This is a genomic window from Streptomyces cinnabarinus, from assembly GCF_027270315.1.
Lineage (GTDB): Bacteria > Actinomycetota > Actinomycetes > Streptomycetales > Streptomycetaceae > Streptomyces > Streptomyces cinnabarinus.
In genome coordinates, this window is the sequence record NZ_CP114413.1 from 7,170,289 (window position 1) to 7,187,786 (window position 17,498).

Annotated in this window: 7 protein-coding genes; 3 read left to right on the top strand and 4 right to left on the bottom strand. The window is 70.0% G+C overall.

The window, feature by feature from the left end; all coding sequences use genetic code 11:
- Positions 1 to 112: 112 nt before the first annotated feature.
- The 3 genes from STRCI_RS32480 to STRCI_RS32490 are packed head-to-tail and all read left to right on the top strand — an operon-like array spanning position 113 to position 10,902.
- Positions 113 to 4,144, top strand: a complete 4,032-nt coding sequence (locus tag STRCI_RS32480) for a hypothetical protein (protein WP_269662523.1) — start codon at positions 113 to 115, stop codon at positions 4,142 to 4,144.
- Positions 4,145 to 4,184: 40 nt separating this feature from the next.
- Positions 4,185 to 6,047: a CHAT domain-containing protein gene (locus tag STRCI_RS32485; RefSeq protein WP_269662524.1), complete on the top strand. Its 1,863-nt coding sequence runs from the start codon at positions 4,185 to 4,187 to the stop codon at positions 6,045 to 6,047.
- Positions 6,048 to 6,072: 25 nt separating this feature from the next.
- Positions 6,073 to 10,902: a hypothetical protein gene (locus tag STRCI_RS32490; RefSeq protein WP_269662525.1), complete on the top strand. Its 4,830-nt coding sequence runs from the start codon at positions 6,073 to 6,075 to the stop codon at positions 10,900 to 10,902.
- 21 nt (positions 10,903 to 10,923) lie between these two features.
- Here STRCI_RS32490 and STRCI_RS32495 read toward each other — a convergent pair whose 3' ends face one another.
- Genes STRCI_RS32495 through STRCI_RS32510 form a run of 4 tightly spaced genes read right to left on the bottom strand, consistent with a single transcriptional unit; the run spans position 10,924 to position 17,497 of the window.
- A complete protein-coding gene (locus STRCI_RS32495) occupies positions 10,924 to 12,762 on the bottom strand; it encodes a hypothetical protein (protein WP_269662526.1) in 1,839 nt (612 codons plus the stop codon).
- A 4-nt stretch (positions 12,763 to 12,766) separates the two neighbouring features.
- Positions 12,767 to 13,873, bottom strand: coding sequence for an ATP-binding protein (locus STRCI_RS32500; protein WP_269662527.1), 1,107 nt, complete (start codon positions 13,871 to 13,873; stop codon positions 12,767 to 12,769).
- A gap of 38 nt (positions 13,874 to 13,911) precedes the next feature.
- Entirely contained in the window at positions 13,912 to 14,967 is a 1,056-nt protein-coding gene (locus tag STRCI_RS32505; protein ID WP_269662528.1) for a serine/threonine-protein kinase, read from the bottom strand.
- A gap of 52 nt (positions 14,968 to 15,019) precedes the next feature.
- A complete protein-coding gene (locus STRCI_RS32510) occupies positions 15,020 to 17,497 on the bottom strand; it encodes a hypothetical protein (RefSeq protein ID WP_269662529.1) in 2,478 nt (825 codons plus the stop codon).
- Position 17,498 lies beyond the last annotated feature (1 nt).

Here is a 17,498-nt window from a genome sequence, read left to right on the forward strand (position 1 = left end):
AATTCTCCGCCGGTGCGGGGCGTACGAGGCCCCCATGGGTCTACTCTGCTCTGCACTGGCATATGCGCGGGGTTCTTAGGGGGCTGAGAACGTGTCGGGGGATTACGACGTCTTGCTTGAAGTCCTGAACTTCAGCAAGGACGAAAACGGACCGCGATGGCGGTGGCGGATCAGCGGTGGGGGCGGGTCGGGGGAACGGCATGAGTCCCAAGTCGATCTGAAAGCGAGTGCGGAGAGTCACCTCGAGAACTACGACTTCCTCACCGACCTGCACAAGTTCATGTGGCACAGGCGGCTCGACGAGGCCGGGGAGGCCAACACACTGCGACGACTGGGCCATTGGCTGCGCACCTCGGTGCTCACCCAGGAGATCTGGGACAGGCTGCCGCTGGGGCGGCCCTCGACGGTACTGATCCGGCTGGATCCGGACGGCCCGGAACGGGAGGTGCTCGGCTACCCGCTCCTCCTCGCAGCGGACGCCCACGGCTCCCTCGTGGACCGCGGACTCACCTTCGTCCACGACGTGGCGGCGAAGGGCTCGTCCAGGGTCGAACCGGCCCGCCGGGCGGAGGCCGACGCCCCGCTGCATCTCGTGGGGGTCTTCAACCGCACCATGGCCGGTGAGCCGTTGGACCTGCATGCCGAGCAGTCACAGGTGTTCGCCAAGGTGCGGGACATCGCCGCCGACGGCAGCGGCCTGGACATCACGACGCGAACGCTCTCGTACCATGTGACACACGATCAGCTCAAGGATCAGGTGCAGAGCGCCAAGCGCTCCGACAGCCGGCGGGACTCGGGTCGCTGGCAGATGATCCTTCACCTGGCCGATCGCGGAGTTGCCGGCAGTTGGTCGGCGGTCTCCCGCACCGGTGCGGCCGGCACGAAGTCACCCTTGAGCGCCCGAGAGCTGGTCAAAATGCTGGCGACCGGGGGCAACGACCAGCGTCTGCGGCTCGCCGTGATCACCACGAGGCCGGCCAGCAGTCCCTCGATCGCGGACCAGTTGGAGATGTTCCGCGTACCCTCGCACCTCGCGCTGGAACCCCGGACGTCGGTGAGCCCCGGGCCGGACGGCGACGGTCTGGCCGTGGAGCTGGCCCGGAGCCTCGGCTGCGCCGTACTGGCCTTCCGGCACCGGATCGGCGACCAGGCCGCGGTCGCCTTCATCACCAAGGTGTACGACTATCTGCTCACGCAGGGCTTGACCCTGCCCCGTGCGGTGGGCGCGGCGCTGGCCGAGTGCCGGACGCTGAAGACGCTCGACCTCGCCGCACCCGTGATCTACGGCGCCGACGCCTGCGGGCTGGTCGTGGAGCCTCCGCCGCTCCGCAGCCCCGATCCGCCGACGCTCAAGCACCCCGCGTGCAGCCTCATCGGCCATCACGACCCGATGTGGAAGGCCAGCGAGATCTTCGCCCGGATAGGCGGCAGCGAGGCCAACGGCGCCGTCCTGCACGGTATGACCGGTGTCGGCAAGGAGGCCTGTGCTCGCGAGCTGATCGGCCAGTACGTCCACCGCTACCGGCACGTCGTGGAGTACCCGCCCGAGGGAAGACAGATGGAGGCCGAGCCCTGGGAAGCTCTGTGTGGGTTCGTCGGCGTCTTGCTGGAGCAGTCCGCTTTACGCCAGGCGTTCGAGATCCGCGAGGAGCGCGTGCCCACGCAGAAGCAGCTGGGGGACTTCCTCGCCGACGACACTGCCTTCGAGCGGTTGTGCAACGACATCGACGAACGCCTGACGAACAACAACACCGAGTACTTCCTGTTCTTCCTGCGCGACGTGGGAAACCTGATCGCGCAAACGCCCCGGGAGCTGGGGACGCCCTCCGCCAACGGCCACGACCCCGCCGCGGTCGGCCCCTGGCTCGACCCGCACTGGCAGCGGTTGATCAACGCGATGACCGCTCACCGGGCGCCCGGAACCCGGCTGTTGATCACCAGCCCGCTACCGCTCCACCTCGACCAGCGCCGGATGCCCGATGTTCCCGTCCCCCTCCTGTCCCCGGCCGAGGCGTTCCTGTACGCCCAGAGCCTCCCTGACCTCGGCGGCATCATCAGCGCGGCCTCCCGGGACGTGGCCGGCGAGGACCAGCGCAAGCTCGTGCACATCGTGCTCGCGCGCGCCGAGGGACATCCCGGTCTGCTGCGCTTCGCCGACAAAGTGGCGTCGGAGCCCGACGGCACGGAACGGCTGCAACGCCTGGCGACCGTGGACGGCGATGCGTTGGGGCAGGACACCGCCGAGCCGATTCCCGACGACTGGCGGCTGATCGAGGAGTGGGCGGTAGGCGCGCTGCGGTGCATCCCGCGCCGTGATCCACGCCATCTGTTGCTCCTCGCCCTGTCCTGGCTCAGCTCCCGGCACCGGGTGCTGCATCCGGACGACGACTGCGCGCCGGGCCTGCTCGCCGAGGTGTGGGCGGGGCTGCGCGGCCATCGGCAGCGCCTCGTCGGCCAGGTCCCGGATCCGGAGGGCACCGAGGGTGAAGTGTCTTCGGCGAGCGAGGAGAAGGACGAACTCCGCCGCCTGCTGGAGTCCTTGGCCGATGACTGCCTGGTCGACTGTCTGCTGCCGACGGACGGGATGCACGTGAAGGTACGGATGCAACCCGCAGTCGCCACGGCGGTACGGCGTCACCACGAGACCTGGCTCGACACGGACGGCTCGCTGCGGGCCGAGGTGGACCGCATCGCCATCCGGCACACCGCCGGCCGGGTGAAGGTGGCTCTCAGGCACCGGACCCACGGCAGAACGGCCGACGTGCAGCGGCTCATACCCGAGGCGATGCCTTACCTGGAGCGCGCAAGCGACTGGGAGACATGGCTGCACTTCGTCGCGGTCCGTATGACCCGGCCGCGCAGAGGCCCCCGCGGCCTGGACGACACGGTGCGCAAACTGGAGCGAGTCACCGCCGATATAAGAGACAAGGGTTCGGACCAGTTCAAGATGGCCCACCGCCTGGGCAGTGTGTTCAAGGCCATCGACGAGGGCGAGCGTCCCGGTCTGTCCGTGCTCCTTGGGAAGGGGCCCGGTGACCCCGTCGTGGACGACTCACCCCTGGCCATGGCCATGAGTGTCGGGATCCTCAGCGGACTCAGGGACACCGGCAGGCTGAGCTTGGCCCGGGAAGTCGCCCTCGACTACCTCAAATTCTGCGACTCGGGCACCAGAGCCAGCCTCGTGGCCGACGCGGTCGAGGTCGAGTTGCTGCGGGTGATGGTCGACGAGGGAAAACTGTCCGACGCGCTGAACCGCATCCCGCTCGCCTTCGAGTCGCTGGCCGACGTCCGTTTCCGCGACGCGGTTCACAGCCGCTGGGCCGACGGAGAGATCCTGCGCAAGAAGCTGTTCACCATACGTCGCGACACCCACATACAGCTGGCCGAGGCCGCGGCGGACGGGACTGCGTACACGCGCCATCTCCGGCTGGCCCGTGCCGACCATGAACGACTCGGCCAGTACCTGGTCCTGGAGGGCCCCGACACCATCGAGGAGCATCTGCACACCGTGGAGGGGTGCTTGCTGGCTTTGGATGTCCGACTGAGCGGAGACCGGGACGAGTTGGAGAAGTACGACGACGAACTGGTCAGCTGTCTGCGGGTGGTCGAACATTCCGGGGACGTCATCGTCCAGGCCATGACGGACGCGGCCCGCGCCCGGATCAAGCGGGAGCAGGCCGCCCGGGCGATCGAGCTGAACGGAGAACGGGCGGGGCACTCCGCCATGCAGGCGGCCAGGGACTACGAACTGAAGGCGCTCAGACTGCTCTACGCCCAGGGCACGCCCATGGACATAGGCGCCTGCCATCGACGTATAGGCGACGACCAACTTGCCTGCGAACACGAGAGCTTGAAGCGCAGCACGCCCGCGCATCACATGTACGCGGCCCTGCTGGGCCGGCTCACCGGAGCACACGTCCTGAGGCAGCGGGACTCGGACAGTGCGCGGTGGCGGCGCGACCGCTCGGAGCGTGGGGTGCTCCCGGCCACCGTGGAGGAGCTGTGCGGGCGCGTTCGTGAAGTCCTTTTCGCAAAAGGGAAAGAGTCGGTGCCCGGCGCGTTGGATCCGGAAGGAGTGCTGCGCAAACTCGCCGACGACGGTCAGGTGGAGCGGGCGTTCAGGGGTCTTTCAGCGGAGTCGTAGGTTCCACCGATAAAGTGCGCGGATTGTGGGGGGTGGGTGAATGACGCACGTCGTCCACCTGAGGATCAAAGCTGCCGGAGAGACCGCTTCGGTGGCCTATTCCGTCGAGAGGTCGTTTGTCCGGGAGAGCGGTGTTGAACACAAAGAGCCGAAGGATATCGACATGCCACTGGCCCTGACGGATCCTGGCGGGCCTCAGGCCCTGTGGGAGTCGGTGCGGGAGCTGGTGGCGGAGGACCTGGGCGAGGGGGAGGATCCCGGCTCGTTGATGCTGCGTCTGCATGAGCCGGAGCTGCGCGCGGTGGACTGGGAGGCTCTGGCGCGGGAGACGGCGCTCGCGGAGGATCGGGCCGTGCCCAGGGTGCTGCGCACCACTGCCGGCCCTGGCAGTTTTCAATCGGGTGGGCCGTTGTCGTTCGGTGATCTCCCGGTGCGGGTACTCGTAGTGGGGGTGGATTCCCACGTGGAACGGGGGGCGGCGGACGATCCTCCGTGGCACGAGGACGTCGCTGTGCATGACGCGGTTCACGCGCACGCCGAACGGTGGGAGGTCGACGTGCTCCCAGGGCCAGTGAGCCACAGCGTGCTTGCCGAGACCGTGAAGGCCAGCAAACCCCAAGTGCTCCACCTGGCCGGCAGCGCCGCGCGAACACTCTTCAAAGAAGGGGCGCACGAACTCGGCGGGCTCAATCTCTCCCCCGTCCGGCTGGTGGTCTCCAGCAACGACGAGGCTCGTGACGAGGCGCACCGGCTGCTGGAGCCCTATGCGCGGGCAGATGCCCTGACACCTGTACCCGCCGTGATATCGCTGACACCGGCACCGGAGTCGGACCCCGAGCACGATCTGTGCGCGTCACTGACCAGGCTGTACGGCGCGCTGATCGACGGCGAGAGCCTCGATGTGGCTGTCCGGTCCGCCACGAAGGACGACTCGTCGGTATCCGCTGCCGTGACCGTCAACTGCCGACCTGATCTGGTGTTGCCGAAGGCCTCCGCACCCCCGCCGCCGTCGCCGGCCGATCTGTACGGAAGCCTGGAGCGGGCCACCGACCGGGTCGGTCAGCGCAGGACGGCGCTGGAACAGATGGAGTCGGGGGCCGACGTCAGTCAACTGATCGTGCTCTCCGGCGGCGAGCCGGACGACAAGATGGGCACCACCTGGTTCCTCCTGTCCACCATGCGTGTCTGGGAGGAGCGGCCGGGGGCCCGCGCCCTCTACCTGGACTTCGGTCGCCTTGGCAGTACCAAACCACCCAGGGCGGCACAGGACATGCCACAGGCCGACGACGTCGTCCTGGAGACGGTGGCCCTGCTGACCGAGGGCGTGCGCACGCACAGCGATCGCCAGGGCGGCTGGCACATCGACGGCGAGCTTGCCGATGTGGAGGCACTGGTCGCACGGGAGCGCCTCAACGTCCAGGGCGACGGCGGCTATCACACCGGGGTCAGTCCCGTCCGGGACGAACTGGTCGGCGCCGCGATGGAACTGCTGGTCAAGGCCGCACCGCCCGACACTCACCTCGTACTGGCTCTCGACCACTTCGTGGAGAACGAGAAGGTGCGCCCCGTAGCCCGGTATCTGGTGAAGAAGCTGTTCAAACCCGCATTGCACAGCCACAGTGCCATCACCGTCGTGGCGACCGCCAGGAACCCGCACCACGATCGGACCGACGACCTGCTCGCCGGGTTCGTGGTGGAGCGCAACGACGTCACGCTCCAGCGCTGGTCGGCACATCATGGCGGTCCGCTTTTGCGGGAATTGGGTACACGAATGGGTTACGACTGGCACGACATGCCCGAGTGGCGCGCGTTGGTCAGAGAGAAACTCGGCACGATTGCGGAAGACTTCGGCCCGCAGCTCCTGAAGGACGTGTGCGATACCGCACTGGCCAGGCTCGGCTGAGGCGAAGAAGGGGGGCGAAGGGCGAATGGAACGGACAGAACGTGTCCCCGGCGCCGGGAACGACGACTACGACCAGGCGTTCCGACACTTCAGTGACTCGCGGGAACGCAAGCCGGTGCGTTACGAGGTTCTCAAGCGTTGCAGCCTCATGACGTGCCTCAACGAACCCGTCTTCGCCGTCGCCGCCGACGGTCTGGACTACTCCTTCGACGAGATGCGGCGGGTACTCGCCGCGTATCCCGCCGAAGCCGGGTGGTATCAGCTCAACGGCGTGATCCGCAAAGGTGCCTGGGCCGCCTGGTGGAAGGACGACCGGGAGGCCTTCACGGCCGAGGGACTGCCGGCCGCGATGGCCGAGACGGCCGCCCGGCTGGCCTCTCATCTGACCCGCGCCGACGGAAACACCGCCATGGTCGAGCGGTTGCGGCTGCTGGTGCTCGCCGGCCGACACCGGGAGGCGGGCGAGGAGTTTGACAAGTGGTACCCGGCGTTCGAGAACGTCGCCGACTTCGCCGTGTGCCGAAAACTCGCGGAAGCCGTGGCTCCGGACGATCTGCGCAGATTCGCTGCGGACGCCCTCGATTCCGACCTGGTGCGCCGCCGCGAGCGGGCGGAACGCCGATTGGAGATGAGCCGAGGGCTGCACGAGTACTTCGAACAGACCAGGCACTATGTCTCGCGCCGTGATGTCGAGGGGATCCTGGAGTCGGCGGTCCACGGCACGGTGCCCCCGCCGCTCGGCGTGGTCCCGGACGGCATCCCGCCCGGACCGCCCCGCGTCATTCACATGCACGCCACCGGCGGCATGGGCAAGAGCACCCAACTCGCCTGGCTGGTCTCGCGGTTCGGGATCCAACAGCACCCGCCCGTGATCTCCGCCGTCCTGGACGCGCAGACCATGGTGTCCCAGCGTCTGCTCGACTTACCGGAACTCCTGCTGGTCAACGCCGCCGAGCGGTTCCTGGAGCAGGCGCAGGTGCTCGACCGCGGGGACACGGTTCGGCGCATGGACGCCTTCCTCAGGAGCTATGGGCACCGCCGCCGGGATCTGGATCATGAATTCGATCCGCCGGGCAACACACCTCTTCAGCGTTGGAACGCCGTCCCGCTGCCGACGTGCATCGTCTCCGAGTTCGCCGACGCCCTGAACGATATCGCCGACGACGCACCCGTCCTGTTCTGTCTGGACACCACTGACGAACTGTTGCAGGCCCCCGAGGAGGAGTTGGCCGCGCTACTGCGGATGCTCAGCAAACTCGTCCGTCAAGTGCCCTGGCTGCGTGTGGTGCTCTCGGGGCGGGCCGACGTCACCGAGCAGGAGGTCTTCCGCACGGCCTTCCGAGACGTACCGTGGCGTGCTCTCGGGCTCCAGCCGTTCACGGCCCGCGAGGCGCAGATCTATCTCCGGCTGCGTGGCGTCGCCGCCGGTCAGGCGGAGCGGATAGTCGCTGTCTGCGCGCAGGACATCGAGGGCTCACCGGCCTTCAATCCGCTCGTCCTCGCGCTGCTGGCCGGTTCCCCGGACAAGCTGCCGACCGCGGGCGACTCGCTGTATCTGTTCGTCGTCGACCGGGAACTGAGCTACATCAAGGACGATTACACCCGTAACGCCCTCAAGTACTGCGCGGTCGCCCGCCATCCCACCTACGAGTACTTCCTGAAGGTCCTCGTACCCTTGCTGTCCGCGGACAGCAACCGGCCCGGAACAGCCGCAGCGGACGAACCAGAGGATCCGAGGGATCTGTGGGACCGGTTGATCGGCTATGCCAGGCGCTCGGCGTGGATCAGGGCCAAGGACACACGGCTGGACGTGCACGTCAACGTGCGGCGCGAACTGCGCCGGACGATGCGCTCCGAGGAGAAGCCGGCCTGGCGCCAGTTCCACCGGGACGCCGCCCGTCGCTGCGCCGACCTCGCCCAACAAGCGGGCAGCGCCGAGGAGACGGCGGGCTGGGTCGCCGAGCAGGTTTACCACCAGCTCCACTCCGCCGTGGACCGGCACAGCGACCGCGACGCGTTCCTCGACGGCGTCGCGCAGACCTGGCACCGGCAGATCGCGCTGGCCTGGCAGCGCGGCGACTTCGCGACCGTGATCGACCTCGCCGACCGGCTGCTCAGCGCCGACCTGGAGAGCCCGGAGAGCGAACGCGACGGACTCGGCCTGCCCGATCCCCGGGTCATGCCGTTGCAGCTCTGGTACGACATCGCACTGGAACGTGCCTATGGCGAGCTGCACGCCGTGCTGTACGGCGGCAGGCCCGGCTGGTTCGATGTGGAGCGATATCTGAAGCTGGTGGCACGCCGCACCGATATGACCTGCCCGGACCGGCCGCCCGTCCGGCAGGACCGGCTGCGGGTCGATGTCATCACCGCTGCCCTGCGGTTGCACGAGGAACTGCGTGAGGGACTGGCCCCCGTACGCGAGGCGTACGCGTTGCTGAAAAGCCTGCTGGAGAAGACGCGGCAGGCCGACGACGGTCCCGCCCACGCCCTGCGAGATCTGTGGATCGCCGATGCCCGCCTGCTGCTGGCCAGTTGCCAGGTCAGGATCGGACGCACCCAGGAGCAGGCCCACTTCAGCCATGCCGAGGCGGACCGCGCCTTCACTGCCATGTTCGACGCGGCAGTCTCGGGCGAGGCTCCCCAGGCCCGGCTCGTGGCTCGCTACGCCATGCAGGACTGGGATCTGGTGGACCGTCCCGATCTGGTACGGGCCTGGCAACGGCGGCTGGAGACGATTCCGGCCCCCGTGGAGGACTGGGTGCGGCTCGCGGCTGCCGAGGCGGAGCTGCGTTCCGGGCTGCCGCTGACGGCCGAACCCTCCATCCGTTCCGGATTCAGCCGCGACGCACTGCGAGCGGATCTTCTCCAGGCCAGGTCGCAACTGCTCGTGGGCGAAGCCGAGGAGGCCGAGCGGCTGCTACGGGAGGTCACCCTGCCCGCCGTGTCGGGGCAGGTGGAGCCGGAACTTGCCTTCGAGACACTGATGGTGCTGGCCCGCGCGAGTGCGCAGATGCTCGAACTCGAACAGGCCGAGAGCTACGCCCGTATGGCCATGGGGCGAGCCTCCGACGACGAGCGACGCCTGTCCGTGATGGCCCTGCGGGCCGCGACGGCGCTGTCCGTCGCCGGCGATCTGGGGCGGGCGGACCAGTGGATCTCACGGTCCGAGCCGTTGCGTGAAGACCTTCGCGGCGTGGCCGGCACGGCCATGAACGGCGCCGAGTGCGCACTACTGCACCGCTGGGGGCGCTTCGAGGAAGCCGAGAAGGTGCTGCGGCGTTGGCTGACCCAGTTGCGGTCCCGCCGGGACGCACCAGGACGTTCGGGTACCCCGCCCACCGCGGCCGAATGGCTCTCCTACGGTCTGCACGCACTGGTGTGCGGGCCGGTCGGCGAGGTCAGGAATCACCTCGCGACGGTGACCACGGCACTGGAGTCCATCCCCGGCACGAACCGCCGGTTCATGCTCCTGGCCGAGCAGGTACGGCTGTACGCGACCATCGCCGAGGAGCCGCTGATCACGGAAGGGGCACGGATCGACGCGTTCGAGCGGCTGCTGAGCCGGGACCGCTCCAACCCCGGCGAGACGGGTCGGCCCGCCGGGCTGGCGGCCTTGTGGAGGGCGGAACTGGACACGCTCATGCTCGGCGGGGGCCCTCGGTCGGCCACCGCGATGCGCACGGCCGCCCACTGGCTGGGCCCGGACAACCGACTGGTGCACGCCACCTGGCTGCGACTGCACCGCCTGCTGCCCGCGGAATCGCTGCCCGATCCCCTGCCCGAGGCGGAGGACCACGACCCGGCCCAGCGGCTGACGCTGCGCGCCGCCGACCTCATGGCCCGCGCCCAGCACAAGTCGCGAAGGCAGCGTCGCAGGGCGGCCGAGGAAGCCGCTGAACTCCTGCGGCTGACCACGGAGACCGAGGTACCCACCGTCTGGCACCTGCACGCCGCTCGGAACGGCGCCGACGTCGGCATCCCCGCCGACGCCCTGGCGGAAATGCTCGACACCCCGCTGCTGGAGGAGGCACGCCGCCGCAACCTCCAGTTCGCGCTGCGTCGGCTCGGCCGGTACGAGGGCCCGGGGCTGCCCACCGGCAAGGCCGACGAGTCGTGGCGCAAGGCGTGGGCGGCCTATCAGCGCGAGGCACGCGGAGAGGTACCCGCACATCTGCGGCAGGCCGTACTCGCCGCCGCCGAGGAACGGCCGGTCACCCAGATCGAGGTGGACGTCAAGGGCGACACCGTCGGCACCGTGCCCCGCCCGGGGCCCGAGTCCACCAGGGCGCTGCCGGCGGACACGGTCGGCGGGGCGCTGGTCTGGCGGGCGACGGAGGACTTCCTGCTCTCGCCGGAGCCCCTCGGCGTCGCTGGGAACAGGCCCGTCGATGTGATCCTCCTGCACGGCGAGATGCGTCCCTTCGACCAGGGGGCGGCCCTGCGCCTGCCGGGCAGCGCCCGGTCCATTCGGCCGGAGGACGTGGACAGTGCTGTACGCCATCTGTGCGCCCAGCGGCGGCAACCGCCTCCGCTGGTGGTGCTGGACGCCCTGCCGCAGGAGACGGCGGACGGCACCGAGGCCCAGTTGCGCGACCTCTTCGCGTTCCAGCTGCACCTGCTCGGCTACGTCCCCGCCGTGCTGGCCTCCGGCCCCGTCGGCTCCGATCCCGACGGCAGCTGGCGCCGTACCGCCCTCGCCCATGCGGTCGCCTTCGGCCGGACAGCCCATCAGATCGCCGAACGGCTTCAGCATGTCGCGTCACGTCAGGGGGAGGACGGCCGGCGCGGCCCCCGAATCCGGCTGCTGACCCACATCCCGGAGGAGGAGACCTTCGGAATCGGCCTGCTCTGACCATGTCGCCAGGCGCGAGGGTCAGGGCTGTTTGTCCAGTATCGCCCCGATCACCAGCAGGACCATCACGATGATGACGAAGGACCCCGCCACCTTGCCGAGCAAGACGAAGTCGTCGGTGTTCCCCTCCGGCTGAGCTCGTGGCACCGCCTCCGCATGACGCGGCGCTCGGGCTCCGCCGCGCCGCCTCCTGCCCGGTCGCCAGGCCGAGCGCTTGAGCCGGGCGGGGACCGCGGGCGGCTCGCCGGGAACGGGCGGCACGTTCCCCGGCGGGCCCAGCTGCAGGGCGATGGGACCCGCCCATCGGCCCATCACGACGAAGAAGGCGTGGTGAACGACGAGCTCATGCCGAGCGTCCTGTTCGAACATCTGCCGCACCACGGACCGCAGCGGGTCGGTGAGTACGGCGACGTACTCCTGGCGTAGGAACACGGCCCATTCGATGGCGGCGTCCCTTCGGTACAGGGCGGTGCGGATCAACAGGTCGAACAGGTCCTGCGGGTCGTGGGTGAACACCGGCTGGCAGGCTTGCCCGTCCACTCGGCGGTACTGGAGCCCGAGCCCGTAGCGAATCGCCGTGAGACAGGCGATCTCGGTCTGCGACTCGTTCCACACCCCGGCCCGGCTCGCCACCTCCTGCAGCAGCTCCTGCCCCTCCTCGTCGCTGCGGGCCTGGAACAGCCTCTCGACGAGCGCGGCGGCTTCCCGGACCCGCTCCTCCCCATCCGGTGCGTCGACCGGGGGATCTCCCGCGCTGTGCGAGGGCGCGAGCTGGGCGGGTGCCGGATCGAATGACGCCGTGGAGGATTCCGGGGTGGGCGACTCCTGGACGCCAGGGCCCTCGGTGGCCTGGCTCGCCTGCGAGACGACGAGCCCCGTCAGTTCTTCGGCGCCCTCGATGGTGTACTCCTGGGACGCCAGAGGTGAGGGACTTGGAGCTGCCGGCAGCTCTTTGTGGGGGGTGGTCTCGGCATGCAGGGTCAACAGGTTGCGCAGGGTCTCGGCACGATCGACCGCGCTCATCTCGTGCCAGCCCTGCTGACGACGGAGCAGCTCCAGCCCCGCCAGGCCGTAGGCCTGGTAGCGGGTCACCAGCAGGGACGCCGCCGCGTGCGCCGCGCCGTCGGGTGCGGGCCGGCCGCCGAGGCGCAACCGCCCGTAGTCGCGGCTGCCGGGGCGGGGCCACTCCGGCATGACGATGAGGCGGTAGGCCTCGGACTCGGCGGACTCCTGTGTGGAGAAGGTCCAACGGCCGGGGACCAGCACGGAGAACATGTCCACCAGGCCGAGCAGCACCGCTCGCGGTTCCTCGCCGACCTGGGACGCGGCGACCGACAGCCTGGGCAGCGGATCGGTCAGCACCCATGCCGTCAGATGGCACAGGGCCTCGGTGAGCGCCGCCCCCCGGCTGACCTCCCGCAACCGGTCCGCGCCCGCCCGGCCCAGGCGGTCCAGCTCGGCGAGGTCCGGGCGCGGGAGCCGATCGCCGAGCTGTACACGCGTGATCCCGTCCCCCAGCGGCCAGTCCGCCTGGTCCAGTCCCAGGGCCAGCTCGGCGGTGAACTGGCCGCGCCCTGCGACTAGGGCCTGGCTGAGCAGGTTCTCCCGGTTCAGAGAGTCGATCGCGACGACCCGGCGCACGATGAGGTCCTGGTCCGAGGAGAGCCGCTCGTACGCGATCGAGTTTCCGGCGGCGGAGTCTCCGGGAGGGCGCAGGATGGCACCCGCGAGCTTGAACAGGCTGACCTCCGCCAGGGTGGGCAGGGAGGAGGCGACGGGACCAAAACCTGTGTTGCCGGCGGGGTTTTCGGGGTCGTAGGCACAAAGGACCTGGTGTACCTCGGCGTTCGAGACGAGCACGTTCTCACACCTCTCTGAGCCGCGCTACGGACACGGGCGGTTCGAGCAGACCCCACATCTGGAACACGGACAGCAGGGGGCCCAGCACCCGGCGGGGGCGGACGCCGCCGGCGAAGGCGGTCGGCGAACCGGTCGCCGAGGAGCCGCCGGCCGCGGGCAGAACGGCCGGGGACATGCCGGTCGCCGAGACGAAGTGCAGGGTGCAGCGACGGCACTCCATGAACGGACGCAGCCACGGCGTGGCTTGATGGTGTGTCAGGAACGCGAACACGTCCTGGCTCTCCCGGAAGACATCCACCGGGTCCGGGGCACTCTGAGGCCGACCGTCCTCGCGCAGCCACTGATCGATCGGCGGTTCGAAGCGCAGCACGTCGCACTTGTTCAGCACGATGGCCGTAGGCACGTCGCACAGCCCGCCCTCACGCGGCAGCCGGTCCAGTACGGCCGAGAAGGTGGGATCGGCCAGCCCCGCCGCCTGTGCCGGTACACCGGCGACCTCCCGGGCCAGCGTCAGCTGCTTCAGCCGCAGCGCCCTGAGCGCGTCGACGACGAAGACCAGCGCGTCCACTCCGAGCAGGAACTCGGTGGCCTTCCCGGGCAGATGCAGTGACTCCCCGGCGATGTCGAAGAACGCCACCGGTCTGGTCTGCCCGTTGACGGTGATCAGCAGGGCGTCGGTGAACTCGACGAAGTCGGTGGGCCTGGTGGCCGGCAGCACCCTGCCCGCCTCCAGCTGGTTGACCGCCCGGGCCAGGAAGGCGTGGTGCTGCGAGGTGTTGACCGAACGGCAGCGGATCCCCAGGGAGTCCAGGCCGCCCCGGCCGATCTCGGCCATGATCGCCGCCAGCAGATGCGTCTTGCCGGTGCCTGACTGCCCGACGAAGGCGATGGTCAGCGGCTTGCCGAACATGAGGTACGGCACCGGCAGGAAATGCCGGTCCGGTTTGTCGTTGGGGCACTTCAAGAAAGCGCGGTTCAGCTGGTCCTGGCGCCGCATCCGGTTGGGCTCCGAACTCGGGTCCCACGAGACCATGTTGTTCGTCTGCGGGTCGGAGAGGAACAACTGCTTTTCGTCCAGGTGCAGTTCCTGGAGGCAACTGGGACAGTGCACCGGCTGTCGCGGTTGCCCGTTGGGAAATACCTGATCCACTATCCGCCTTCTCCCGCCCTGCGGCCGCCCGTTCCCCAGCGCCCCGGTCCGGGACGCCCGCGGCGCCGTCCCCAGCCGCCGCCGAACTGCTCGTACGATCCGCTCCGTCCGCCCGGTTCGGCATCCGGCTCGGCCTGCGGAAGGCGGGGATCCGCGGCCCGCGGCACCACCGGCCACGCCGACGTGCCCTTGTCGGCGAGGAGTTCGGTGAACCGGTGACGGCCCTCCAGCAGTGGATCCGACGGGCGGCCGAGGTCGTCCCAGGGATCCGGCGCGGCGATGCGCCGCAGCATCGTCCTGGCGTCCGGCCGCTGCTCGGCGCGTTCGGCGAACACGTCCTTGAGCAGGTCGTCACGGACCGGCCCGGCGACCGGTGGCATCCGGTTACCCGATGCCTCCCCGGCGTGGGCGACGAAGTACACGAGCTGGCCGGCGCTCCAGATGTCGTCGCGGTGGTCGTTGGCGCCGGTGCCTTCACGCTGTTCGGGCGGGGCCCAGGGCAGGGAGCCCATCCGTTGCCTGGGACGGCCCACCCGGTCGGCACTGCCGAAGTTCGTCAGCTGAACCCGAGCGCCGTCCCAGCGCACCGTCGCCGGGCTGATCGACCGGTGCACCAGTCCGGCCCACTCCAGCAGGCGCAGGGCCCGGAACAGGCTGCTCTCGAACTTCTTCTGTTCCGCGGACAGCATCAGTCCGCCGGCCCGTTCCGCCAGGGTCCGCCCTTCGCGCGGCGGGTCCAGCAGCAGGAACGGCTGTTCCACCTCGATGGCGTATCCGGCCAGCCGGGTGAACTCGGCGGGATAGCTGACCTCCAGGAACATCCGGACCAGGGTGAGCCCGGCACGGATCTCCGCCTCCAGCGCGTCGACGCTTTCCGCGCGGGTGGTGTACGCCGGCAGCAGACGCCGTTGCAGATAGAGCCGCCCGTCCTCCAGCCGTAGGGTGCGGGTGCGGAAACCGGCGGCCGACCTGGGCTGTTCGTCGACTCCGTATTCGAGCACCCGGACCCGCTCGGGCAGTCCGGAGGAGTCGACGAAGGACAAGCTCTCGTTCATCCCGTCACGCTCCGGGCCTCGTTGCGTACCCATCGGGTCGTGCCCTTCCTTCTCACCCTGTCTCGCCCGGCGCACGCGAGGCCGACGAGGAGTCGTCCGACGAGACGTCGTCCACGTCCGCCTCCGGCCACACCGACCGGACTGCCCCCGCGGACAGGGGCACCAGCCGGAGCAGCCCGGCGAACCGGCCCGAGGCCGTCCAGACGATCTCGGGCATGCCCACCACGGCAGGTGACCCGTGCGCGGCCCAGCGGTCGTTCCGCGGCGCGTCGTCCACGCCGGTGCCCTGGCCGTCGGGTCCCTTCTCCGAGCCTGCGGAGCCCACGGCGGCCTTCCAGAATGCCCCCTGCATGGCATGCGGCACGAAGCCGAAGCTGCGGGCCGAGCCCGGCGCCCGGTCGAGCATGCGCAACTGGTCCGGGGAGCACAGTTGCAGCGCGTCGTGGCGGCTGTCGGGCAGCAGGACGTCGACGATCCGGCGCAGGTCCACTCCGACGAGGGTGGCCGGGTCGGGCCGGCCGGCCGATGCCGAGGCGAACGGGGGCGGGGGAGTGGTGCCCATTTTTCCCAACTGCTGCATGTACTCGTGCATCAGCCCGTCGGTACGGGAGGCCACGGGCAGTGCCGCGGCGCTGGACGGATCGCGCAGTACGACCTCCCAGTACGGTGCGAGCACCTCCGCCACCAGATCGGCGACGTCCCCGGCGAGGGTCGTCTGCAGGGCTTGCCCGGCCTGGCCGACGTACTCCACGGCGAACGTGCTTCCGCCGCGCCCACCGGCCGGCCCGGTCCGGCCGCCGTCACGCGGTGGGGAGTCCCAGGCGGGGCGGGCTCGGCGGCTGAGCTGTTCGGCGAACTCGGCCAGCGTGTCGCAGACCGACTGCACCAGATGTGCCAGCGCCTTGGCCTGGTCGGACGCACCGGCCCGGGCGTCCGCCAACAGCCAGTGCTGCAGGACACCCTGGTCGAGAACGTCACCAAGCCGCTCCACGGCCTCGCCGGCTTCCGCCAGACCGGTGTCGGACCGCCACTGTCGTACGGCGGCGACCCACAGCGAGCGGGCTGACAGCGCGGCCGCCAGCAGGGCCAGTACGAGCAGCGGGGTCCCGGTCCACACGGGCACGCCGACCGAGCGCAGCCCCAGCCCCGCGGCGCCGCCGACCAGCCAGGAGACGGCCAGCGCACCCGCGGTGGCGGGCGGCACCCTGCCGGGTGAGCCGGCGGTGCGGGCTGCGCCGGCCCCGAGCAGCACCAGGATGATGAGGACACCCCACACACCCACTGGGCTGAGCCCCGCCAGCAGCGCGGCGGCGGCCGCCCAGAAGGCCGGCGGAACGGGATCGGTGCCGATCGAGGGCGGCGGCGGTTCGCGCAGGGTGTCGAGAAGGTCGTCCGGGCAGATACGGTGCAGCCGGTCGAGCTGGGCGGCGCTCCCGGTGGGCACCGCACGTGCGGCGAAGTCCCGCAGCCACGACACGATCTCGGGCAGTGGGCGGCGCCTGCGCAGTTGCTGGACGACCTGTCGGCGCAGTTCGCCGCCGACCTCCTCCGGGCGGGTGCCGGGCACCAGCGGTAGCTGGATGCCCATCTGCGCGAGATGGTCACGGCCGTCGGCGTTGAGTCCAGCCCGTCCGTCGGCCCACTCGAAGGTCTGCTCGATGGCATCCCGGTAATCGGCCAGCGCATGACTGGCCTCCCGCGCCGCCTGCACCACGTCCCCGGCCGGCTCGCCCACCATCAGCAGTCCGCGCCAGCCCGCCAGCGCGTCCAGCCGGTCGTTCGCTTCACCGAGGCGTCCGACGCTGCGCCAGTGGGCCTGCCGCAGCAGGCTGCTCTCGGGCAGGCAGTCCTCCACCGACAGGTCCTCGGCCTGGACGTATCCGGCCAGCACGTCCAGGGCGCCGCCCGGAGCGCGCCCGGCGCGCAGGTCGTCCGGTGGAGACACACAGGCGTCCAGAGCCTGCAACTGGGCGCGCATCAGATCCTGTTCGGGCACCTCGTGCGCCAGCAGACGCAGCGACGGGCTCGCGACGGCGGACGGCAGTTCACTCAGCGCCGCCACGGCCTCGTCGAACACCTCGGCCACCCGCAGCAGGTCGATCAGTGGCTCCAGGCCGGTACTGTCGTCCGCCGCGATGTCGGTGTCGGTCAGCGCCAGCGAGCGGGCCTGGCCGGGACGCCAGCCGATGCCCCGTACATCCCCGATCCACAGCGTGGCCGCCACGGGGGGCCGCAGCTGCGCGGGCAGGCTCAGGACCCGCTCGTCCGGCCCGGGCAGCGGCCCCACCGCCAGGCACAGCAGGTTCGACACCAGGGGGTCGGAGCACAGCCGCTCGTAGGCCGCGTGATGTGCCGGCAGATCGGCGACCGTGTCGATGACCAGCACACGCGAGACATCCGCGGACCGCACATGTGCTTCGCGCATCGCGTAGCGGAAGCGGTCGTCCAGGGTCGGGGAGCCCATCACCTTGTCCAGCTCGTGGCGCAGATCAATACAGACAACGAGCCGGTCGTCGGTGGAGCCGATCATG

Bases quoted from the DNA above. Each gene is read 5' to 3' on its own strand.
- STRCI_RS32490 (WP_269662525.1), top strand. From the start codon at position 6,073: ATGGAACGGACAGAACGTGTCCCCGGCGCCGGGAACGACGACTACGAC.
- STRCI_RS32510 (WP_269662529.1), bottom strand. From the start codon at position 17,497: ATGATCGGCTCCACCGACGACCGGCTCGTTGTCTGTATTGATCTGCGC.
- STRCI_RS32505 (WP_269662528.1), bottom strand. From the start codon at position 14,967: ATGAACGAGAGCTTGTCCTTCGTCGACTCCTCCGGACTGCCCGAGCGG.
- STRCI_RS32485 (WP_269662524.1), top strand. From the start codon at position 4,185: ATGACGCACGTCGTCCACCTGAGGATCAAAGCTGCCGGAGAGACCGCT.